Here is a 22,003-nt window from a genome sequence, read left to right on the forward strand (position 1 = left end):
CTCCGGTGATTCAGCATTTCTCGGTCATTCCGCCGGGCCGCGGTGAGCCCAATGGCGCTCGGCGTCTCAGCGGAAGGTCGCGGTGGCGGTGGCCCCGCGGCGGATCGTGGTGTCGACGACGACGCGCCAACCGCTGCCTCGCCGGCTGACCGTGACGCCGTCGTCAGCGCTCACCAGGCGCAGACCGGGCTTGTCGAGATCGACGGTGACCGACGGACGCGTGTGCGTCGGATCCGAAATCGCGACCGTCCCACCTGCCACGACGACCGAGGCCGCGCCGTCGGCCGTCAGTTCGGCAACGGTGCCCGCCGACCAGAAGTTGGCTGCCAGGACGCTGTGCAGCCGAACCGCGTGCGCCGTGTTGTCGCTCCGCAGCTTGGACACGGGTAGCTTGCCGGCAAACGTCTTCGTCTGTTCGAGCGACGCGGTCGGCAGCTGCACGTAGTAATAGCCCTGCCCGGCCGGCGCCGTCCCGTGGGCGTACCACATGGTTTGGTAGGTCCGGGTGATCGAGTCGTCGGTCCCGTACTTCAGGTTGATCTCGCGCCACGTCGCGGTCCGGTCCTCGCGCAGCGTCTGGATCGGTGTGCGATCCGGGAAAACGTAGCCACCGGTTCCGTCGAGATGGCACCAGCCCGGCGCCGCGGTGAAGGTCTCGTCGCCGGTGCGCAGCTTGCGGTTCTCGATGATCGTCTCGACCGTTCCGGCACCGGTGATGTCCGAACCGAGGCAGACCATCACATCGTCGATCAGGAACCAGCTCTTCAAGGCGCGCAGGTCGGTTCCGTACCCGCGAAGGTCCATGCCGTAGGCACCGATCGTCCGTCCCGGAATCGCCGTTCCGCCGACCCAGTCGGCCTCGCTGGTACTGCGGAAACCGTAGGAATCCGCCAGCCGCCGGGTGTCGATCGTTGTCCCTGGCAACCGGTACGGGTCGACCGTCGGCCAGTAGTCGCCCGAGTAGTGACCGAGGTCGTCGTCGTACAGCAGGACCATGCCGTCGGACAGGTGCCAGCCGTGCAGGTTCTCGGTCTGGATCGATTCGTAGTTGTAGATCCGCGACGAGTACGCGCTCAACCCGATCGTGAAGGCCGGCCGGTGGTGCGCGACCTTGTCCATCAGCGGGTACTGCTTGTGCAGGACGAGCGGACCGCGAGCCGGCGCGGACGAGGTGAGGATCGTGCGTGCCGCGACCAGCGAGGCCGGATCTGTCACGGTCAGGAAATTCCGGAACGTGTCCTCGGAAATCCACTGTTTGACCAGTGCGGTGAGTTGCGTGGCATGTGCGGCGGGCGCCGCCGGAATCAGCCGCAGGGTGCCCTCGATGATGGTCTGCGTCGCCGCGTGGTTCTGCTTGCTCGGCCGGGCGATCTCGCGACCGCAGACCGAACCCATCATGTCGCCCCGCGCGATCAGCGGGTCGAACGCGTCGTTGACCCAGCCGTAGATGTTCTCGAGATCCGTATCGGTGACGGCCCAGTCGGTGCCGCCGAGCAGGTAGAGCAGCGACGACAGCGTGCCGAGCAGTTCCTTGCCGTACCCACCGTTGTAGGGGTGCTTGTAGTGCTGAAGGAACGAGCCGTCGCTGTAGAACCCCTCGCCGGTTCCGTCGACGCGGCCGGGGGCGTCGTTGAAGGCGAGCACGCTGTTCGCGCCGCCGCCCTCGACGTCGCTGATCGCGTCGCGGACGCGGACCAGCGCGGCGGTATCGCCGTCGAGGACCGCCCGGGTCGCCACTACGGTCGCGATCCAGACCCGGTTCGCGCCGGTCGCGATCTGCCGGTCGGCGCGCCAGAGGTTCGGGTCGGGCGTGTAGTAGTCGATCGCCTGCGTGTACGTCGTCCGCAGGTCGGCCGGAATCACGTCGTACAGCAGGACCAAGGTGTCGGCGAAGGCAGAAGCGCCACCGATCTCCCAGTCGTAGTCGTTGTCGTACCGCGGCAGCGTCGGGCTGTAGCGGTTGGTGTGCATCCAATCGAGCGCACCACGGATGTCGTCGGCAACGGAGCTGTTTCCTTGGTACGCCGACCCGTTCGTCGCCCACGCGACGGCGATCTGCTTGATGCGACGGAAATTCGAGGCAACGTGGTTGGAAAGCGTTGTACTCGCGAGGTCCGGCCAGAGGGTGGTGCGGTTCGCGGAGCGGTCGAGGGTGGCGAGGGCGGATGTGGCGAGGCGGTCGACGCGGGCGATCGCCACGGCCAGGTCCGGGTCGGTCGGGTCGACGGTGGGGCCGCCGGTGAGCAGGGTTTGCCAGCGCAAGCGGAGCTCGTCGATCGAGGTGACGGTGGTCGTATCGGTGGACCCGGTAGCCGCAGTGTCGGTGGATGCGTTGGCCCACGTCGGCGTCGGGAGGGCGAGCAGGGCGGTTCCGCCGATCACGCCGCCGAGGACGGTGCGCCTCTGGACGGGGCGCCGGTGGACGGGGAGGTCTGACATGGAGGTCCTCTCAGAGAGCGAGGGCGATGGCCTGCGCGCCGGCCGGATTCGGGTGCAGGCCGTCGCCGCTGTTGAACGCGGGCCGGAGCTGAGCCGGGTCGGCCGGGTCGCGGACCGCCGCGTCGACGTCGAGGAGACGGTCGAACGGGCGGCCTTGCCGGAGTACGGCGTTGACGTCGTTGCGCACGTGGTCGAGGGCTTCGGTGTAGCGGATCCAGCCCTTGAACGGGCCGATCGTCGCGCCGATCACGTCGAGTTCATGGTCGTGGGCGCGGCGGACGAGTTGCTCGAACCCCTGCAGAATCCGTGCCGGATCGAGCTGACTCGGTGGCTGCTGGATGTCGTTGATGCCAAGGAAAACGATCAGTGTCTGCAGGTTCGGCAGGCCGAGTACGTCGCGGTCGAAGCGTGACTGACCGCCCGGGCCGAAGCGGGCATCGTCCAGCAGCAGGCGGTTTCCGCTGATTCCGAGGTTCGCCACGGCCGGTCGCCGGGGGAAACGCGCGGCGTACTGATCGGGCCAGCGCAGGTTGGCATCATCGGGGGTCCCGACGCCTTCGGTGATCGAGTCGCCGAGGATCGCGAGCGTCGAGCGCCCGTTCGCCGGAACGTCGATTCCGTTGAGCAGGAACACCGACTTCGTCGGCCGGTCCCCGATCGCTCCGGTCGCATGCACGTTCCGGTGAAAGCTGACGGGGCCGGTGGGTCCTGGCAAGTACATGCTCACCGTGAGATCCCCGCCGTCGGGTACGACGACCGTGACCGGATCGCTCACGACAGTCGCCCCGGAGGCCAGTACGACCTGTTCTTCGCCGCCGAACAGCACCCGGCGCTCACCACCGGCCTGAGCCGAGGCCGCACTCACCGGACCGACAACGACGGGGGCCGTTCCGAAGGGATTCGCGAATCGCAGCCGGATCGGACCGCCACCCCCGGAAAGCCGTAAAGTGTTCCGGATCGTGGTGTCGGTGAATCCGTTGGTGGCGTCCGGGTCAGTGGGGGTCGGAGCGGTCTGTGCGGTCGCCCAGGTCGTGACCCACCGGCGCGGCGTCGCAGCTACGTTGCCGACTGCACCGTCGTCGGCGGCAAACGCCGGCGTTCCGGGGACAGCGCCGATGACGCTGCCGACAGCACCGGCCGCTGTGCCGCCGAGGATCGCGCGGCGGGACGGCGTACCCATCAGCAGGCTGCTGTCGGGGTGAAGTCGGCGCCGTACGTTCCGACCGAGTTTCCGCCGGTGTTGCCGGACATCGTGTTCCCGCAGACCTGGCCCTGCGGCGTGCGCATGAACTTGATACCGCCGGAGCCGTTGTTCGTGATGGTGTTTCCGTAGACGTTGTTGTCCACGCCATCGGTTTCCGTGTCGCCGCCGAGGCGGACACCGGCGCCGACGTTGTCGTGCAGGGTGTTGTACCGGAAAGTGTTTCCGTTGCCGCGGGCATCCAGGCCGCCCGAGCTCGAGTCCTGCTGCTGGCTGCAGTCGTTGTGCTCGACCGTGTTCGCGGTCGAGTTCTCCTTCACGTCCACGCACTCGTTGCCGTACGTCGCGATCGTGTTGTCGTGGATGTGGTTGTTCCGGCTGCGGTCCGGCTGTGCGTCCGGCGCGCCGTTCTGGCCCTGCTGTTCCGGCGCGGTGCCGAGGTAGATCCCCTCGCCGTTCTTCCCGCCGTCGTTGAACTTGAAGTCGTACACGCCGCACGGGCCGATCGTGTTGTCGTGTACGTCGGCGTTCGTGACCAGGTACCGGAGCCGCAGGCACTCGCCGCCGGCGTTCTTCAACCGCATGTTCCGGATCGTCAGTGTGCCCACGCCGTCACCAGGCGACGTGCTCATCACGTACACCAGCTTGTCCCGGTACCCGGACTTGCTGCTCGACGAGCCGAACAAGCCGTCGATCGTGAATCCGTCCAGCGTCACGCCGTCGTGCTGGACCTGGAAGATCCTTGAGTTCCCCGCACCTTTCACCACCGCGCTCGACGGTCCGGTGACCGTCACTCCCGATCGGATGGTCACCGCATCCTGCAGATAGGTGCCAGAGGCAAGATGTACGGTCGCCCCGCGCGGAGCGGTGTCGAGGGCTTTCTGGATGGTCGCGAACGGCGTACCGGACGACGTACCGGAGTTGCTGTCGCTGCCGGTGGTCGAGACGTAGTAGTCGGTCGCGGCGTGCGCCGGTACGGCGGGCAGCGCGAGCGCGGCGCCGAGCAGCAGAATCGGGACGGCTCTGAACATGATGGTCCTCCTGATAGGGCGGTCAGAAACGGACTGTGCACGGCCGGAACAGAGCATCCGGCCAGAACGGAACGTCCTGTCGGAAACGGAACGTCCGTTGTCGGAACGGAAAGTCTGCGGAGTGGGCTAGGCGCGGTCGGCGACGAGCAGACCGACCAGGACCGGGACGGTGGTGCCGAGAAGCAGCGGGCCTGCCGGAATCGGGAGTGAGAACACCGGCGCGGCGATCGCGGCGCCGAGGAGTGCGGTGCCTCGGGGGACGGAGGTGAAGGCGAGTTGGAAGGCGGTACGGCGCCACTCGGCGGCTGACCCGGACGGGTTCCGGCCGGCGGCGACAGCGAGGGCGATGTGGTATGTGACCGCGGCGGCGATCAGGCCGACGTGGATCATGAAGAGCGTCACGACGAGCGGCCCGGAACGACCGGACAGGAACGACAGGTTGCTGGCAGCAACCACTGCGGCAATGGTCATCAGGATCGAGTGCGGGAGCAGCGGGCGCCAGTACTTGCGCCATCCGGCGAACACCCCGGTGAAGCAGCGCGTGTCCCCGTCGGTCCGCCACCGGTTGAGGGCGAACCCGACCGCCGCCAGCGCCGGCAACCAGGTGACGATCCCCAGGCACAGCAGCACGAACGCCGCCCCGGAAAGCGCTGGACTGGCAATCCAGCCCAACCAGTCCAGCGCTTTCCTGGTCATACCGTGATCCTCCGGTCCGCGGTCTGGATCACGGCCTTCGCCTGCTCGTCCTCGATCATTCCGTCGTCGTCCGGCAACAGAACGGTTTCTCCGTCGAAGGCGATCCCGTGGCCGCGCGCGAGCGTGAGCCGGCGGACGGTCGGTGGTGACGGGTGCAGAGAAGAGGTCGGCTCGATCGTCGTGAGGAGCGTCGCGATCGAGGACTGCTCGGCGGTCGCGCGCAGGGTGTGCATCGTCCGAGTCAGGCGGAGGCTCGGCGTACTCGAGGTGGGGTTGGCCTCCACCTCGGTGACGGCGGACTCGACCGTCAGCGGGGTGTGCAGCCGGACCCAGGCCTGCGCGGAACCGGAACGGAGCGCGATTTCCTTGCCGTACTCGATCGGCCAGTCGGCGTGCAGCAGGAGGGTCCAGTCCCGTGGAGAGTCCGCAGCGCAGCGGTCGAGCAGGACGATGCGGCCGGCGGGGGTGAAGACCAGTGTCCGGTCGAGCCGCGTGATCCCGAGCTGGGCCGGGTACATCGCGGCGATCTGAGCCGTCGCGTGCGCCATCCCGTCGACCGCGTGGACGTCGACCATCCGCGCCTGCCGCTCGTACGGAATCTCCTTGTAGACGTGGTAGCGATCCTCGTCGGCGTAACCGAACCCGTCCACCAGGATCAGGTTGTGGTCGCCGGCGCGCTTGCGGTTGCTATATCCCTCGTCCACCGCCAGGAACGCGCCCCGCGACGTGAGCACGAACGATCCCGCGTCGGGGTGATGATGTCCGGCGCTCAGCGTGTCCCACCCGCGTTCGCGGTCCAACTGATGCGACGTCTCCCACGCCTGATGCCCACCACCCGGCGCGGCCTTGAACGACACCATGGTGGCCTCGTCGTCCCATCCGGTCCGCGCCGTGACCAGACCGAGGTCCGGAAAGTACGCCGACAGCGGAGCATTCTTCGCGGGATCGACCGGCGGCAGCGAGTCGTCGTACCAGAGCATCTCCAGGTACGCCTCCGGCATCACGCCGGGTTTGACGCCGCTCGCGTACGCCTCACGCCAGAAAAATCGTTCGGACACCAGGTCGGCGAGCCACTGTGCTTCGCCGATCCGGTACGCGGCGGCCAGTTTCCGGTACAGCGCGACGCTGTGACCACTCCGCCGATCGTGGCAGTCGCCGTGGTCGATGTTTTCCTCGAATCCTGGCGCGCATTGCTGCAGCCGGTAGGAAAACGTGTTCGCGAGGAACGCGCAGCGCTGCCACCAGTCGAGGCGTTCCTGATCCTGCAGCAGATCCAGGTACGTCGCGAGCCACGGAACGCCGTACCGCCAGTAGACGACGCCTTCCATGTCCGACCCGTCGGCCGGCAGCATTTCGATCACGGTCGCGAAGTTCGTCTTCGCCCGCTCGGTCCACTCGGTACGCCCGAGCGCGTACCCGGCGGCGGCGAGGCCGGTGTAGCAGATCCAGTTGTGGTTCTGCCAGTACGACGAACTCCACCACGAGCCCTCGGACTCGACGGCGAACTCGTACAACCGGGAACCTTGCAGCTCCAGCTTCGCCCGCAGCTCCTTCGCGAGCTCGAAGTCCTCGCCCAGCCAGGCCGACGCGAGCGACAGACCGTGCAGCAACCACCCGGCGTCGAGGTCGTGGTCGGGCATGTGCGCCTTGCCCCAGTGCGGGAACCCGATCGCGGCCGAGATCCACCGCGCCGCCTCGGCGCGGTAGCCCTCGTTGCCGGTCAGGCGGTAGGCGAGCGCGAGGTTCGCCGCCGCCGGACCGAAGAACGTGATGCTCGCCGACGGGTGCTCGGTGGGCGGGGTCTGCGTCCGGTACCAGTCGCACTGCTCGCGCAGCCGCCGCCACTGCGCCGCGTACCGCCCGTCGAGACCGGCACGGAGTACGTCGAGCCGCTCGTCATACATCGGAAATCACGTCCTCGAGGTTTCCGTCGATCGGCGTGGTCGAGTACACGGAACGGAAAGTCGCCGTCGTCCCGACCACCGTCCAGTCCACCCAGGTGCGGGTTCGCTGCGGGTCGTCGGCCGGGCCAGGCCCGGGTCGCGTCACCGGAACGCCGTCTCCACGGTGGTAGCCGTACAGCGTTTCGTCTCCGGCCCACGTCGTCCGGAACGCGTCCGGCCCGACCTGCACCGCGAGGTCGACATCCGGCCGGAACTGGAGCACGATCTCGCGCTCGCGATCCGCCGTCACCCGGACCACGTCGATCAGGAAACCGTTACCGGAAATCAGTTGCCGCGTTGCCCGCACGCCTTCGTACCAACCGTCGACCGTGGCCGTCACCGACGTTGCGTCCTGGGTGAGCACTCCGGTCGCCTCAGCGGGTTCGAGATCGTCGATGCGGATGGTCGGGTGGGAGGTGACGGACTTGTAGTGGCGGCGCCACTCGGCATGGCCGTACGGGACCTGTCCCGGATCCGGCTGCCACGGCGTGTCCACGCCGTACAGATAAAGCGCGAGCTTGTCGTCGTGACCGTGCGAACCGCCGTGCGGCCCGTGGTCGAGGACCGCGTGGATGCCACCGACCCGGACCACCGCGTACGACGAGCTCACGGGCTCAGGCGACAGCGCATCCGACCGTGGCTCCCCGGCGAACCAGCCGGTGAGCTTGTCCTCCAGGCCGTCGTACCCGTCCCCGACCTCCGCGAGGGCGCGTGCCGCGACAGCGTCGAGACCGTGTTCGGACGTGAACTGCCTGGCCAGCGCGGCGATCTCCAGCCACTCCAGCGCCAGCGGGATCCGCTGGTACGGACCGTCGTGGAGGGCCGGCAGGACGCCGCCGTCGGTGGCGAGCCCGGCCAGCGCGCCGATCATCCGGCCGAGCCGCTCGGGAGCGGCGGCGGGGTCGAAGCCGCGCAGGCTCAGCAGGTACGCCCGCAGGACGAAGCCGTGGTAGTACGTGCTGGCTTCCCATTCCAGGCCATCCTCGCCGGTCGCGACCTCGAGGTGCGCGAACTGCCCGTGCTCACCGGTCAACCACTCCTTCGCGCCGTCCCAGGTCTCGCCCCGAACGGCAGCGGCCGCCTGACTCGCCGTCGTACCCAGCGCGTTGAACCACGCCGTGTAGTTCGACGAGAACTTGTCCTGGGCAACCATCGCGTCCCGCGCTCGCCGGGCCCCGGCGACCATGTCGTCGAGCATCGGCAGCGTCTCGGCCAGCTCGGCCGACCCGGACCGCTCGGCAAGGTTCAGGATCGAGTGCGCGATCGGCACCCCCCACACGGCATCGGTGAGCGCCTGGTGGAACAGCCGGCCGCGCTGCATCCACCCCTGCGCCTGCTCGTGCTCCCCCGCCTTCGTGAGCTCCAGATACAGCCGCGCGTACGACGTGAGCAGGTCCGCCCCACCCCCGTCGTACGAGAGCAGCCGGATGCGCCGTGCCCAGAAATGATGGGCGAGCACAGTCCAGGCGCCCCGGACCGCGGGCGTGTCGATCCGGCACCCGTACGCGCACGGCACTCCGCCATCCGGAAACTTTCCGGAATCGAAGCCGACGTGCTCGAGTTCGACACCGTGTGCCGGACACACGTACTGGTGCCACCAGCCACCGCGTTCCGTCGGCGGTTTTCCGGTCAGCGGGGCCACGTGCCACCGTCGATGTCGATGGTGATCCCGGTCAGGTACCCCGAGGACGGCAGCGCGAGGAACCGGACCGCGTTCGCCACGTCCTCGACCTGTCCGGCGCGACCGATCGGCGTACCGGCGACCATGTTCGCCTGCGCCTCGGCGGTCGAGAACGTCTGGTGGAACGCCGTTTCCGCGATGTATCCCGGAGCGACCGAGTTGACCGTGATCCCGCGCGACCCGAGCTCCTTCGCCAGGCCCTTGGTGAAACCGCGGACCCCGGCCTTCGCAGCGGCGTAGACCACCGAGCCGGGGCCGCCGCCGTTGTGCGCGGCCAGCGACGCCATCGTGATGATCCGCGGGTTCGCCGACTGCGCGAGGTGCGGGATCGCGGCCCGCGTGGTCCGGAACGTCGCGCCGAGGTTCACGTCGACGACCTGCTGGAAGTGCTCGTCGGTCATCTCCTCGACCTTGACCCGGCCGATCAGGTGGCCGGCGTTGCACACCAGGACGTCGAGTCCGCCGAGGAAACCGGCCGTCTCGTCCAGCAGGCGGTTGACCTCCACCGTGCTCGTCACGTCGGCGCCGACCGCGATCGCTTTCCGGCCGAGTTCCTCGATGGCGGAAACAGTCTGCGCGGCCTCGGCGGCGGACTTTCCGTAGTGCACCACGACGTCGGCCCCGGCCGCGGCCAGCCCGAGCGCGATCCCGCGGCCGATACCGTGCCCGGCTCCGGTCACCAGCGCCCGCGTGCCCTGCAGTTCCCCGGTCATAAGAGGTGTCCTTTCGATGTATGTCATTTGATGCCCGCGTTCGCGAACCCTTGGACGAAGTACCGCTGCCCGATCAGGAACAGCACCACCATCGGAACGGTGGCCAGCGTGGTTCCGGCCATCAGGAACGCCCACTGCGTGTCGTTCTCGGTCCGGAACACCGACAACCCGACCTGGATCACGCGCAGGCTGTCGCTCTTGGTCACCAGCAGCGGCCAGAGGAAGTTGTTCCAGGAACCTTCGAAGGTGAGCAGCGCGACGGTGATGAACGCGGGCTTCACCAGCGGCGTCATGATCCGCGCGTAGATGCCCAGCTCACCGAGGCCGTCCAGCCGCGCGGCCTCCTCGAGTTCGACCGGCAGGTCCAGGTAGAACTGCCGGAACAGGAACACGGAAAACGGACTCACGGCGCCCGGGATGATCAGCGCCCACCAGGTGTCCAGCCACCCGGTGCCGCCCTGCCCGGTGATGTCGTTCCCGCCGAACAACGGCATGAACCGCACGATCAGGAACTCCGGCAGGATCTTCGTGTACGTCGGAATCATCAGCGCCCCGACGAACCCGAGGAAGATCAGCGAGCTGCCCCGGAACCGCAGCCGCGCCAGCGCGTACCCGGCCATCGACGCGATCACCACGTTCAGCAGCGTATGACTCGCGGCGATCACGAAACTGTTCCGCGCGTACGTCGCGAACGGCGCCGCGTGCAACGCGTCCACGTAGTTTCCGAACGCCCATTTCGTCGGAAATAGTTTCGGCGGTACGGCGGCGATGTCGCCCGGCGTCTTCAGCGAGGTGAGCAGCATCCAGACGAACGGCACGATCATCACCAGGGCGATCGCGGTCAGGGTCAGGTACAGCGCGATCCGGCCGGGACTGACGCGCCGTCGCGCACCGGGGCGGACCGGCGATTTCCGGCCCGTACGGACCCGAGGTTGTTGCTCGGTGAGAACCTCAGCGGGTGGCACGGTCACCTCCGGTGATCCGCCGGTTCAGCAGGGTCAGGACGAGGAGCAGCGCGAACAGCACCAGGCTCTGCGCGCAGGCGTACCCCATCCGGAACTCCCGGAACGCGGACTTGTAGATCTCGTACGTCATCATCGTCGTGCTGTTCGCCGGTCCGCCGTCGGTCAGGATGTACACCTGGTCGAACGACTGGAACGCGCCGATCACCGACGTCACGAAGACGAAGAACGTGGCCGGCCGCAGCAACGGCACGGTCAGGCTGAAGAACTGCCGGACCTTGGAGGCGCCGTCCACCGATGCCGCCTCGTACAGGTCGGTCGGCAGACTCTGCAGCGCGGCCAGATAGATCAGCATCTTCAGCCCGATGCCTTGCCAGATCCCGACCACGATCACCGCCGGCATCGCCCAGTCGGTGGACGACAGCCAGGCCGGCCCGTCCAGTCCGAGGAAGGACAGTATGGCGTTGGCCAGTCCACTGCGCGGGTCGTAGATCCACAGCCAGACCAGCGCGACCGCGATCGTCGCGGTCACCTGCGGGATGAAGATCGCGGTCCGGAAGATCGCCCGGCCCTTCAGCTTGGTGTTCAGCATCAGCGCGATCAGCAGTGCGATCGACATCGCCACCGGAACCGTGAAGAACGTGTAGATGCTGGTGTTCAGCACCGCCCGCCGGAAAACGTTGTCGGACAGCAGGTCGCGGAAATTCTCCAGCCCGACGAACCGCGGCGGCGTCAGCACGTCGTACGACGTGAAGCTCAGTACCACCGCGGCGACCAGCGGGATGCCGATCCAGATCAGTGCGTGCAGCACGGCGGGCGCGACCATCAGCAGGCCGGCCCGGCGCCGGTTGCGAAGCAACCGGCCGCTGGGTGGAGGGGAGGCCGGAGCAGGCGCGGTCTCGCGCACCTGCTCCGCCATGGTTGTCGCGCTCACAGCCTCGAGATCGCTTCCTTGCTCAGACCGGCGAGCTCGTCGATCGCCTCCTTGGCGCTCCGCTTACCGACCACCGCGGTCTCCAGCGTGGTCTTGATCTTCTCCCGGATCTCCATCCAGGCCGCCGTCCCGCCCTCGGACCGGGCTTTGCTCATGTTGTCCAGGGCAAGCTTCACGAAACCGTTGTCCTTGACGTACTCGGAGTCCCGCAGGTTCTGTACGCCGGGCACGGATCCGCGCTGCTGCGCCGTCGGCAGGATGGACTCCGGCGTACCCATGAACTCCACCAGGGCCTGGGCCGCGGCGGCGTGCTTGGACGATGCGGAGCGGGCCACCAGGGTTCCGCCCTGCAACATCGCCGGCACCTTGTTGGCCAGGATGAACGCGCCGACCTTGTCGTCCTTGAGCAGCTCCGGGTTCTGCTTCTGCAGCTGCGTCCAGAGCGAGTTGTTCGCCATCATCATCGCGGAACGACCCTGCTGCAGGGTGGTCGGCTGACCGGCAGAAGACTTGAACGAGTAGTCGGCGGACTTGTCCTTGATCACGTCGAGGAACAGCTGCAGCGCCTCGACACCGCGGTCGTCGTCGAACTTGACCTGCTGTCCGGAATCGTCGAACAGGTTTCCGTCGTTCGCGAACAGGAACGTCTCCCAGCACTGCCGCAGATCGATCGAGAACGGATCGAATCCGACCCGCGTCAGCTTTCCGGAACCGTCCCGGCGGGCGAGTTCCTTGGAGATCTCGCGCAGCTCGGCCCAGTCCTTCGGCGGCGCCTTGATCCCGGCCTCGGCGAACAGGTCCTTGCGGTAGGTGACGATCCGGGTGTCCAGGACCATCGGCAGCGCGTACAGCTTTCCGTCGAACCGGGACGGCTCGAGCACCCGGTCCTCGTACTCGTACCGCTTGGCCAGGTCGTCGGGCAGCGGCGCGAGCACCTTCTTGTGCGCGAACGGCGGGATCCAGCCGACACCGAGCATCACCACGTCCGGCATCAGGCCGCCGGCCAGGCTGGTGGTGATCTTCTCGTTCAGGGCGGCGTACGTCGTGTAGTCGACCTTGACCGCGACGTTCGGGTTCTTCTGCTTGAACGCCGGCAGCAGCTTGCCCTCGAGCAACTGCTTGCCGGTACTGCCCTCGAACAGCGGGGTGAGCAGCGAGATCTCACCTTCGACGGGTCCGTCGGCGGCCGCCTGGGTGTTGCCGCCCGACGCGGAGCACCCGGTGGCCGCGGCGACGGCGCCGAGCCCGAGGGCGGTCAGGACTGATCTACGGGTGTACTCCATGGCGCGCCTTTCGTGGTGCTGCGGAAGTGGAGTGGTGCATCGATGCACTGGCTGGAGCGGCGCAGATGTGCGAGGTCGGTGCAACGATGCACCGCATGTTAGGAACGGATTTCGCGGCCCGTCAAGAGGTTGACGCCTCTCGAGTTCTGCTGGACTTTCGGAAGATCCTGATGCATCGTTGCACTGCAGTCCAGATCGAACCACGGGGTGACAGAATGCGCGGGTGGCCGGTGAATTGAGGACGGGTGAGGTGACGATCCAGCAGGTTGCGACCGAGGCGGGCGTCTCGCCGAGCACGGTGTCGAACCTGCTCAACGGGCGCAGTCACCGGATGCTGCCCGAGACCCGGCAACGGATCGAGCGCGCGATCGACAAGCTCGGGTACCGGCCGAACCGGGCCGCCCGGCAACTGCGGACCGGCCGGAACACGACGATCGGACTCGTCGTTCCGTCGGTCGGAAACCCTTTCTGGGGCGCGCTCGCACGACACCTGGAGTCCGCCGCGCTGGCCGAGGGCTATCACGTTCTGCTCTGCAACTCCGAGCGCGATCCGCGCCGCGAGCGCGACTACATCGACGAACTGTGGGCCGACGGCGTGCACGGCGTCGTACTGTGCTCGTCGCTGCCGTCGCTCGAGCATGTGATGCCGCTGGTCGAGCGTGGACTCCAACTGGTCGCCTTCGACCGTACGTCGCAAGCCGGCGATCCGGCCTCACTGGTGAGCATCAGCGTCGACAACTCGATCGGCAGTCAGTTGGCCACGCAGCATCTGACCGAGCTCGGGCACCGTCGGCTGGCCTTCGTTTCCGGCGCGCTGGCGAGCGTGAACCGCAAGGAGCGGTACCGCGGTTTCGTGGCCGCGCTCGAACAAGCCGGAATCGATGCGGAAAGTTCTGTCCGGGCTCCGGTCAAGGGCGACGCGGACGACTTCGGTGACGTCGAGGCGTCCGAGCTGGGCCGCGCGGCCGCCGCCGAGTTGCTGGCCCTGGAGGAACCGCCGACCGGGATCGTCGCGATCAACGACATGTGCGCGCTCGGCGTCTGCCGTGGACTGCGGGACGGCGGGCTCGAAGTCGGCAAGGACGTCTCGGTGGTCGGCTTCGACGACATCGTGCTCGCGGACCTGTACGCGCCGACGCTGACCACGGTGCGGCAGCCGATGCGCGAGATGGCCGCGGCCGCGTTCACCCAGCTCAGGGCACGATTGGACGATTCCGGACCGACACAAGGACAGTCGCTGCTGTTCCGGCCCGAGCTGATCGTCCGCGAGTCGACTGCGCCGCCAACTCCCTAGGGCGCCTGCCCGTAGAGTGGTGGCTGTGCAACGGATCTCGTCGCGGAATGCCCGTTTCCAGGTCTGGCAGGCGTCGCTCACCAACCGGACCAAGCGGCAGCGGTCCGGCGAGTTCCTGGTCCAGGGCGTGCGGCCGATTTCGGTTGCCGTGGACAACGGCTGGGTGGTGCGGACAATCATCACCGACGCATCGCGGCCGCTTTCCGGATGGGCGTCCGAGCTGCTGCAACGACTTTCCGGCGTGGAACGGGTGTCGATGGCGCCGGAGTTGCTGGCCGAGCTCGGCGAGAAGCAGGAGCCCGAACTGGTCGCCGTACTCGAGTTGCCGGCCGACGACCTGGATCGGATTCCGGTCGGGCCGGACTTCCTCGGCGTGGTGTTCGACCGGCCGACCGGGCCGGGGAACATCGGATCGATCATCCGGTCCGCGGACGCGTTCGGCGCCGGCGGCGTGATCGTCACCGGGCACGCGGCCGACATCTACGACCCGAAGGCGGTCCGCGCGACGACGGGATCGCTGTTCGCGGTTCCCGCCGTCCGCGCACCGTCACACCGCGAGGTCCTCGACTGGGTACGGCGTTCCGCGGTCCCGATCGTCGTGGTCGGGACCGACGAGCACGGCACGACGGACGTCTACGACTTCGACTTCACGCAGCCGGTTCTGCTGCTGATCGGAAACGAGACCGCCGGCCTGAGCACGGCGTGGAAGGAGGCGGCCGACCACCTGGTCCGGATCCCGATCACCGGCTCGGCCAGCTCCCTCAACGCCGCCAACGCGGCGACCGCCGTGCTGTACGAGATCTCCCGCCAGCGATCACGCCACGCACAGTAGTTCGGCGTGCAGGACGGAAATCCAGCCATCCGGAGTTTCCGTCCACGTCCGCCACGCCCGCGAGATCGCTTCCAGCTCTTGCTCGGGTACGCCGTCCGCTCGGGCCTGATCCGCGAGAGCGGACTTCAGGATCCGGTCGGCCCACATCCCACCCCAGAACGCACGGCCCTCGGGATCGGTGAACGCCCAGGTCGACGTGGTCGCGTCGACCTTCTCGAAGCCGGCCGCGTGCGCCCACGACAGCAGACGCCGGCCTGCATCGGGCTCACCACCGTTGGCGCGGGCGAGGCGCTGATAGAGCGCCATCCACTCGTCCAACTCCGGCAACGCCGGGTACCAGACGAAGCCGTGGTAGTCGGAGTCGCGCACCGCGACGATCCCGCCGGGCTTGCAGACCCGCCGCATCTCCCGCAGTGCCTGCACCGGATCCGCGACATGCTGCAGCACCTGGTGCGCGTGCACGACGTCGTAGGTGTCGTCCGGAATATCCAGCGCGTGCACGTCACCGACAACGAATTCCACGTCGAGGTCCAGGTCCGCGAACGTCGCCTTGGTGATGTCGAGCGCCGAGTTGCTCGCCTCCAGCGCGGTCGTCCGGCCGGGCTCGACCAGTCGCGCAAGATCCGCGGTGATGGTGCCGGGACCGGCGCCGACGTCGAGCAGCGACATCCCGGGCCGTAGGTGCGGAATCAGGTAACCGGCAGAATTTTCCGCGGTCCGCCAACTGTGCGACCGCAGCACAGACTCGTGATGTCCGTGGGTGTACACGTTGTTCATCGCAGGCTCCTTTGCCCTCCGCCAACGTTTTCCACCGTAGTCCAGGATCTTGAAAAATGAGACATATCGTCTCTATATACGAGACGATCAGAGATGACCGAGATGACCGAATATGGCCAGACCCACCCCCGGCCGGCAGGCGAACCTTGAGGTACTTCGAACCGACCACAGGAGGAAATCCGATGCTGGCCAAGGTGTTTCCGATCAAACTCAAGGACGGCAACCAGGCCGCCGCCGAGGCGATCGTGCAGGAGTTCGCGCCGAAGGGGCCGGGAACCGAGGAAGGCACGTTGTCCTTCCGCGTCTACCGCGACCCGGCGAACCCGGACTACCTGCTGTTCGTCGAGCACTTCGCGGACCAGGCGGCGTACGACGCGCACACCGGCTCGGCGGCGTACAAGGAACTGATCGCGGGGCGGTTCGCCGGCCTGATCGTCGAATTCGTCGAGATCGACCACGAACTGCTGGTCAGCCTGTGAGCGCGCGGAACGAGCTGGCGCGGCGGCTGCGCGAACTGCACGGACAGCCGCCGCTCGTGCTGCCGAACGCGTGGGACGCCGGCTCGGCGCGGGCGATCGAAGCGGCCGGCGCGGCGGCGATCGCGACGACGAGTGCGGGCGTCGCGTGGGCCTACGGCGTCGAGGACGGCGGCCCGCTGGACCGGGCGTCCGCGATCGCGACGATCCGCGCGGTGTGCGCGGCGGTCGCGCTCCCGGTGACGGCGGACATCGAGGCCGGGTACGGCGATGTCGCGGGCACGGTCAGCGAAGTCATCGAGGCCGGCGCCGTCGGGATCAACCTCGAGGACAGTACGGCGCGAGTTCTCGACGACCCGTTGGTGCATGCCGAGCGGATCAAGGCGGCGCGCGCCGCAGCTGTTGCTGCCGGCATCGAACTGGTGATCAACGCACGGACCGACACCTACCTGTTCGGCGACCGGACCGGCACGATCGAGCGCGCGAAGATCTACGCCGACGCGGGCGCGGACGTGCTGTTCGTCCCGGGCGTGGTCGACGCCGAGGTCATCGCGGGGCTGGTGAAGGAGTCGCCGCTGCCGCTGAACGTGATGGTCGGTCCGGGCGCTCCCCCGGTCGCCGAACTCGCGGACCTCGGCGTGGCGCGGATCAGCGTCGGGCCGGCGATCACGAGCGCGGCGTACGCGCTGGCAACGGCCGCCGCGAAGGAGCTCCTGACCAGCGGCACCTACACCACCTTGACCAGCTGACCGGCCTAGGCAGCGTCGAGGAGTTGGTAGACGGCGGCGAGTGAGCGCCACGGGCGGAGGTGCTCGGACTCGCCGCCGAGCGGCCAGGCGTCGCGAGCGCCGAGTCGCAGCGCGATTTCCTGGGCGGCGCGGGTGCTCGTGACGGCCTCGAGCGACGGGATCAGCGCCTCCGAGTCCTCCAGCGTGATGTTGCCATCGGCAACCGCACGGGCGAACGAACCGACCAGCTCGGCTCCCGTCAGCGCCTCTGGGCCCGGGAACAAGTGCGTCAGACCATGCCCCAGCCCTGGAACCGCAACGCCGTACACCTCCACCAACTTGCGCAGCGCGTCGGTCGCATCCGCGTCGGGCAGCTGATCACGGACCACGGCTTGTACGGCGACCTCGAACGGGCCCCACGCGCCGGGCACCCGAACACCGGGCCGGGACGCGATGAGCGACCCCAGGCCGGCGTCCGCAGACAACTGCGTGCGGGCACGAATCGGCTCGCACTCGAGACCGGCCAGGCGAGCGGCGCGGTCCACGACATGAATCACGCCCTCCCAGAACGGCAGGTGCGCGCGCAGCAGCAGGTAGTCGTCGCCACCCGCGCTCAGCTCCAGCACGCCCGGCTCACCGTCCAGCGAGATCGTCCGCCGGTACACGCCGTCCACGACCGACTCGACGCCCGGGATTGCGCCCGCCCCGAGGTACGCGCACATCGCCTCCCAGTCGTACGGCGGGGTGAACGGCAACCGCAGTACCAGGCCGCCGTCGGCGACGAGGCGATCGCTGCGCCGCCGCCGGTCGCGCAGCTCGCGCGGCGATGCGCGGAAAATTTCCTGCATGGCCCGGTTGAACTGCCGCAAGCTGCCGAAACCGGATGCGAACGCGATTTCCGCGATGCCCAGATCCGTGTCGTCGATCAGTCGGCGCGCGAAGTGGGCCCGCCGCGACCGGGCGAACTGGTCGGGCGTGACGCCGAGGTGCTCGTGGAACATCCGCCGAAGGTGCCGCGCCGACACCCCGAGCCGCGCGCCGAGCGCCTCCTCGCCGGACTCGTCCAGCAGGCCGGAAATGATCAGCTGCACCGCCCGGCAGACCAGCTCGGGGGTTTCGTCGGCCACCGTCCCGGCCACCCGGTACGGCCGGCAGCGCAGGCACGCGCGGTACCCGGCGGCCTCGGCCGCGGCAGGCAGCTCGAACGTGCTCACGTTTTCCGCGAGCGGCTTGGCCCCACAGCCGGGCCGGCAGTAGATCCCCGTCGTACGGACCGCCGAGTACGTCGTCATGTCCCCCACCCCTGTCGTCCGGACCAACGGTAGGCACGGCCGCCGACAGTTCATGACACGCGTTTTACACCGAGCGCCGACCGTCACCGCTAAGGTACGGCGAGTGCAGTCGAAACCGATGCTTGTCGTGGTCAGTGGTCCGCCGGGGACCGGAAAAACGACGCTGGCGCACCGGATCGCCACCGCGATCGGCTGCCCGGCCATCTGCCGGGACGAGATCAAGGAAGGCATGGTGCACGCCACTCCGGGGTTCGTTCCGGGGCCCGGCGACCCGCTCCAGATGCGGACGCTGTCGACTTTCTTCGACGTCATCGGCCTGCTGATCGGCCGCGGTACGACGGTGGTCGCGGAGGCGGCGTTCCAGGACCGGCTCTGGACACCGGGACTGAGCCCGCTGCTCGGTCGCGCGGACATCCGGATCGTGCACTGCACGGTTCCGGCCGAGGTCGCCCTCGAGCGGATCACTGACCGGTCAGCCAACGATCCGCGGCGGGCCGCCCATGAGGACGCGCAGATCAGCCCGGAGGCCCGGCTGCGGACCCACAACTCCTTCCAGCCGGTCGATCTGCCAGTGCCGTCGATGACCCTGGACACCACCGCCGAGCCGGCGCTCGACGAGGTCGTCGCGTTCCTGTCGCACTGACCGGGATCCGCTGCGTCCGGGAGTTGGACAAGCGTGGTGGACTGTTTCCTGTCGGGATCCGGGTGTTGAGGGGGCTGGGATGTTGGAGCGGTTCGCGGAGCTGACCACCGCGCACGTCGCGGATGCGTGTCTTCGGGCCGGAGTACCGGTTCGGACGGTGTCGGTGTCGGCTGTTGCCGGGTCCAAGGTGGCGGGGCGGGTGCTGCCGGCTCAGCATGTCGGCAGTGTCGACGTTTTCCTGGAGGCGTTCGAGTCCGCTGCCGAGGGCGACGTACTCGTCGTGGACAACGGTGGCCGGCGGGACGAGGCGTGTGTCGGTGACCTGGTGGCGCTGGAGGCCGCGGCGGCCGGACTCGCCGGGATCGTGATCTGGGGCTTGCACCGGGACACGGTCGACATCGCCGCGATCGGGCTGCCGGTGTTCAGTCTCGGAGCGCTGCCGACCGGACCGTTGCGGCTCGATCCGCAGCCGGCCGACGCGTTGTCCACGGCAACGATCGGCGAGTGGCCGGTGACCCGCGAGGACACCGTTTTCGCTGACCAGGACGGGGCGATCTTCGTGCCGTCCGAACGGGTGGACGAGGTGCTCGGGCTGGCCGAGTCGATCCGGGACACGGAACGCCGGCAGGCGGAGGAAATCCGGAACGGAAATTCCTTGCGTGCCCAGGTGAGTTTCCGGACATTCCTCGAGAACCGTGCCGCGGATCCGTCGTTGACGTTCCGGCAGCACCTGCGGGCGGTCCGGGGAGCGATCGAAGAGTGAACGCGGCCGCGGCAGGGACCTGGAAACTCGGCGATGTCACCGTCAACCGCCTGGGCTTCGGCGCCATGCGGATCACCGCGAACCCGGACCGAGCGGTCGCGATCGCGGTACTGCGGCGCGCGGTCGAGCTCGGCGTGAATCACATCGACACGGCGGCGTTCTACGCGTCACCGGGCGGGACTTTGCGAGTCGGCGAGGGCGCGAAACGGTACGCGAACGAATTGATTCGGGAGGCGTTGGCGCCGTACCCCGGGGGTTTGACGATCACCACGAAGGTCGGGCCGGGAGAGGACGCGGCGCGCGGGTTCTACAACGCCACTACGGCCGCGGAACTGCGTGAGCAGGTGGAGACGAACCTGCGGCAACTCGGCGTCGACTGCCTGGACGTCGCGAACCTGCGGATCATGAACAAGCCCGGCGAGTCGATCGGCGAACGCTTCGGCTGGCTCACCGAGCTCCGCGACGAGGGCCTGATCCGGCAGCTCGGGATCTCGAACGTCCGCCTCGACCACCTCGAGGAAGCGCTCGCGATCGCGCCGGTGGTGTGCGTGCAGAACAGCTACGCCGTCGACCTGCGGCGGGACGAGGACGAGCTGATCCGGTACTGCGCCGCGCGTGACATCGCGTACGTCCCGTTCTTCGCGATCGCCGGCTCGGCCCGCGAGTCCGGACCGAGCACCGACCATTCGTCGGCCGTCGAGACGATCGCTGCCGCGCACGGCGTCACACCGCAGCAGGTCCGGCTGGCCTGGACGCTGCACCAGGCGCCCAACGTCCTGGCGATTCCGGGCACCGGCAACATCGCCCACCTCGAGGAGAACGTCGCGGCCGGCGCTCTGCAGCTCTCGGCGACGGAACTCGCCACGCTGGATTGATCGGCGCTGCGGTGAGACCGGCGCTGGATTGATCAGCTGATCGCGGTGCGGACCGCGGGAACGATTTCCTGGGACCAGCGGGTGAGCTGCACGTCGTACGGCTCGGAACGCCCCGGAAACAAGGTGAAGCCGGCGGCGTTGTGGTTGAGCACGGCGTCGGTGAGTTCCTCGATCCACTGCGCCGGGGAGCCGCCGATCCAGCGGCCGTCCTCGTCGCGGGTACTGCGCAGTGGCGCGGCGGTGATCGTTCCGGGCAGGTTGTAGATGGTCGCCACGTCCGACGGTTTCCGGCCGACGGCGAGCGCGGCCTCGTCGATCAGCGGGCGGGACCAGCGGTAGCGGTCACTCAGCCAGTCGGCGGCGCGGCCCGGGATCCAGCCGTCTGCCTGACGACCGGTCGCGGCAAGCGATTTCGGACCGTTCGATCCGGTCCAGATCAGTGGCGCAGGCACGGGCGCCGGGCGGAGCTCACCGATCGGGTAGTGCTTGGTCGGCGCCGGCTGGCCGCCCTCGGACATCCCGTGCACGAGTTGCATGGCTTCCTCGAAGGCCTCGACCGCGGCGGCCGGGCGCAGTTCGGGCACGCCCATCGTGGTGATCCGGTCCCAGGCGCCACCGGCACCGAGTCCGAGGATGAAGCGTCCGCCGGAAAGCGCCGACAGTGAGGTCGCCGTCCGGGCGAGCATCGGGGCCGGGCGGAGCGGGAGGTTGGTGACGTTGACGAACGCGGACAGGCGCTCGGTGCGGCCGAGCAGGAAAGCGATGGCGGCGTACCCGTCGAGCAGATTCGGGACGTACGGGTGATCCGAGAGGGTCAGATGGTCGAGACCGTCGCGATCCGCCTGCTGCGCGAACCGCACGATGTCCGCGACGTCCCGCACGCTGTCGGGTGATCCGTAGCCGAACCGCACGTTCATGACCGCTCCTTCAGATAGTTCGATGTCCTAACTAGTAGTAGCACAGAAACTTAGAACCACAAACTATTAGGCCAGCGGACTATCATGGACGAATGGTGACGACGACGGCCCGGGACCAGGACCTGGCGAGTGCGCTGGTGCAGACGATGCACCGGTTGCAGGACGTGCACGCCGAAAGCAGCCGACCGCTCGGCCTCACCCCGCAGCAGGCCCATCTCCTGTGCGTGCTGCTCACCGGCCCGCTCGGCATGACCGAACTCAGTCGCATCCTGAGCATCGAGCGGTCCAGCCTGACCAGCATGGTCGACCGGCTGGCGCGCCGGACGCTGGTCGCGCGGATCCCGAATCCCAGTGACCGACGGGCCTGTCACATCGAGCTCACCACCGCGGGCAAGGACCTCGCCCACGAGGCCCACGACGCGGTCGTCGCGCGCATCGAGACCTTGACCGCGGACCTTCCGCCGGCAACCCGCCGTACCCTCACCACCGCTTTGCAGTCCATCGCCGCCCGGTCCTGATGCAC

21 protein-coding genes are annotated in these 22,003 nt (G+C 68.3%); 8 read left to right on the top strand and 13 right to left on the bottom strand.

The genetic code is table 11. From position 1 onward, the window contains the following. Positions 1 to 66 precede the first annotated feature (66 nt). The 10 genes from AC0662_RS30960 to AC0662_RS31005 form a co-directional block, all read right to left on the bottom strand. Positions 67 to 2,439: a polysaccharide lyase 8 family protein gene (locus tag AC0662_RS30960; RefSeq protein ID WP_478305069.1), complete on the bottom strand. Its 2,373-nt coding sequence runs from the start codon at positions 2,437 to 2,439 to the stop codon at positions 67 to 69. Positions 2,440 to 2,449: 10 nt separating this feature from the next. Then, positions 2,450 to 3,619, bottom strand: coding sequence for a GDSL-type esterase/lipase family protein (locus tag AC0662_RS30965; protein WP_478305071.1), 1,170 nt, complete (start codon positions 3,617 to 3,619; stop codon positions 2,450 to 2,452). After that, complete coding sequence (locus tag AC0662_RS30970; RefSeq protein WP_478305073.1) at positions 3,619 to 4,671, bottom strand: DUF1565 domain-containing protein; 1,053 nt, start codon at positions 4,669 to 4,671, stop codon at positions 3,619 to 3,621. The genes AC0662_RS30965 and AC0662_RS30970 overlap by 1 nt, the downstream gene beginning before the upstream one ends. Positions 4,672 to 4,797: 126 nt before the next feature. After that, positions 4,798 to 5,367 (bottom strand): hypothetical protein, encoded by a 570-nt coding sequence (locus tag AC0662_RS30975; RefSeq protein WP_478305075.1) that lies wholly within the window; start codon positions 5,365 to 5,367, stop codon positions 4,798 to 4,800. Continuing rightward, entirely contained in the window at positions 5,364 to 7,271 is a 1,908-nt protein-coding gene (locus AC0662_RS30980; RefSeq protein WP_478305077.1) for a heparinase II/III family protein, read from the bottom strand. The genes AC0662_RS30975 and AC0662_RS30980 overlap by 4 nt, the downstream gene beginning before the upstream one ends. Beyond that, entirely contained in the window at positions 7,264 to 8,952 is a 1,689-nt protein-coding gene (locus AC0662_RS30985; RefSeq protein WP_478305079.1) for a heparinase II/III domain-containing protein, read from the bottom strand. The genes AC0662_RS30980 and AC0662_RS30985 overlap by 8 nt, the downstream gene beginning before the upstream one ends. Beyond that, entirely contained in the window at positions 8,940 to 9,704 is a 765-nt protein-coding gene (locus AC0662_RS30990; RefSeq protein ID WP_478305081.1) for an SDR family NAD(P)-dependent oxidoreductase, read from the bottom strand. The genes AC0662_RS30985 and AC0662_RS30990 overlap by 13 nt, the downstream gene beginning before the upstream one ends. Positions 9,705 to 9,727: 23 nt before the next feature. Then, positions 9,728 to 10,675: a carbohydrate ABC transporter permease gene (locus AC0662_RS30995; protein WP_478305083.1), complete on the bottom strand. Its 948-nt coding sequence runs from the start codon at positions 10,673 to 10,675 to the stop codon at positions 9,728 to 9,730. Further along, the gene (locus AC0662_RS31000) at positions 10,656 to 11,600 is read right to left on the bottom strand and encodes a carbohydrate ABC transporter permease (RefSeq protein WP_478305085.1); all 945 of its coding nucleotides are present in this window, start codon (positions 11,598 to 11,600) and stop codon (positions 10,656 to 10,658) included. Before AC0662_RS31000 ends, AC0662_RS30995 begins: the two co-directional genes overlap by 20 nt. Next, positions 11,597 to 12,883 (bottom strand): extracellular solute-binding protein, encoded by a 1,287-nt coding sequence (locus AC0662_RS31005; protein WP_478305087.1) that lies wholly within the window; start codon positions 12,881 to 12,883, stop codon positions 11,597 to 11,599. The genes AC0662_RS31000 and AC0662_RS31005 overlap by 4 nt, the downstream gene beginning before the upstream one ends. 250 nt (positions 12,884 to 13,133) lie before the next feature. On the opposite strand from AC0662_RS31005, the gene AC0662_RS31010 reads away from it, so the two are divergent. After that, entirely contained in the window at positions 13,134 to 14,177 is a 1,044-nt protein-coding gene (locus AC0662_RS31010; RefSeq protein WP_452193687.1) for a LacI family DNA-binding transcriptional regulator, read from the top strand. 25 nt (positions 14,178 to 14,202) lie between these two features. Next, positions 14,203 to 15,009 (top strand): TrmH family RNA methyltransferase, encoded by an 807-nt coding sequence (locus AC0662_RS31015; protein ID WP_452193685.1) that lies wholly within the window; start codon positions 14,203 to 14,205, stop codon positions 15,007 to 15,009. On the opposite strand, the gene AC0662_RS31020 is transcribed toward AC0662_RS31015, so the two are convergent. Beyond that, positions 14,992 to 15,786, bottom strand: a complete 795-nt coding sequence (locus AC0662_RS31020) for a class I SAM-dependent methyltransferase (RefSeq protein ID WP_452193683.1) — start codon at positions 15,784 to 15,786, stop codon at positions 14,992 to 14,994. The two genes, AC0662_RS31015 and AC0662_RS31020, sit on opposite strands and share 18 nt — an antisense overlap. A 182-nt stretch (positions 15,787 to 15,968) precedes the next feature. On the opposite strand from AC0662_RS31020, the gene AC0662_RS31025 reads away from it, so the two are divergent. Both AC0662_RS31025 and AC0662_RS31030 read left to right on the top strand, forming a co-directional pair. Continuing rightward, complete coding sequence (locus AC0662_RS31025) at positions 15,969 to 16,265, top strand: putative quinol monooxygenase (RefSeq protein ID WP_478305090.1); 297 nt, start codon at positions 15,969 to 15,971, stop codon at positions 16,263 to 16,265. Continuing rightward, a complete protein-coding gene (locus AC0662_RS31030) occupies positions 16,262 to 17,011 on the top strand; it encodes an isocitrate lyase/PEP mutase family protein (RefSeq protein WP_452193680.1) in 750 nt (249 codons plus the stop codon). The genes AC0662_RS31025 and AC0662_RS31030 overlap by 4 nt, the downstream gene beginning before the upstream one ends. Positions 17,012 to 17,016: 5 nt before the next feature. Here AC0662_RS31030 and AC0662_RS31035 read toward each other — a convergent pair whose 3' ends face one another. After that, positions 17,017 to 18,282 carry an AlkA N-terminal domain-containing protein gene (locus AC0662_RS31035; RefSeq protein WP_478305093.1) on the bottom strand — a complete coding sequence of 422 codons (1,266 nt, stop codon included), beginning with the start codon at positions 18,280 to 18,282 and terminating at the stop codon, positions 17,017 to 17,019. 103 nt (positions 18,283 to 18,385) lie between these two features. Here AC0662_RS31035 and AC0662_RS31040 point away from each other — a divergent pair, with 103 nt between their 5' ends. The 3 genes from AC0662_RS31040 (at position 18,386) to AC0662_RS31050 (ending at position 20,563) form a co-directional block, all read left to right on the top strand. Next, complete coding sequence (locus tag AC0662_RS31040; RefSeq protein WP_452193676.1) at positions 18,386 to 18,925, top strand: P-loop nucleotide/nucleoside kinase family protein; 540 nt, start codon at positions 18,386 to 18,388, stop codon at positions 18,923 to 18,925. A gap of 79 nt (positions 18,926 to 19,004) precedes the next feature. After that, a complete protein-coding gene (locus AC0662_RS31045; protein WP_478305095.1) occupies positions 19,005 to 19,688 on the top strand; it encodes an RraA family protein in 684 nt (227 codons plus the stop codon). Further along, positions 19,685 to 20,563 carry an aldo/keto reductase gene (locus AC0662_RS31050; RefSeq protein WP_478305097.1) on the top strand — a complete coding sequence of 293 codons (879 nt, stop codon included), beginning with the start codon at positions 19,685 to 19,687 and terminating at the stop codon, positions 20,561 to 20,563. Before AC0662_RS31045 ends, AC0662_RS31050 begins: the two co-directional genes overlap by 4 nt. Positions 20,564 to 20,595: 32 nt before the next feature. Here the strand turns inward: AC0662_RS31050 and AC0662_RS31055 are convergent, their stop codons facing one another. Then, the gene (locus AC0662_RS31055) at positions 20,596 to 21,480 is read right to left on the bottom strand and encodes an LLM class flavin-dependent oxidoreductase (protein WP_452193670.1); all 885 of its coding nucleotides are present in this window, start codon (positions 21,478 to 21,480) and stop codon (positions 20,596 to 20,598) included. A gap of 92 nt (positions 21,481 to 21,572) precedes the next feature. On the opposite strand from AC0662_RS31055, the gene AC0662_RS31060 reads away from it, so the two are divergent. Next, on the top strand, positions 21,573 to 21,998 hold the full coding sequence (locus AC0662_RS31060) for a MarR family winged helix-turn-helix transcriptional regulator (protein ID WP_478305099.1): 426 nt from the start codon (positions 21,573 to 21,575) through the stop codon (positions 21,996 to 21,998). Positions 21,999 to 22,003 lie beyond the last annotated feature (5 nt).

The sequence above is a fragment of the Kribbella sp. NPDC043289 genome (genome assembly GCF_056436705.1).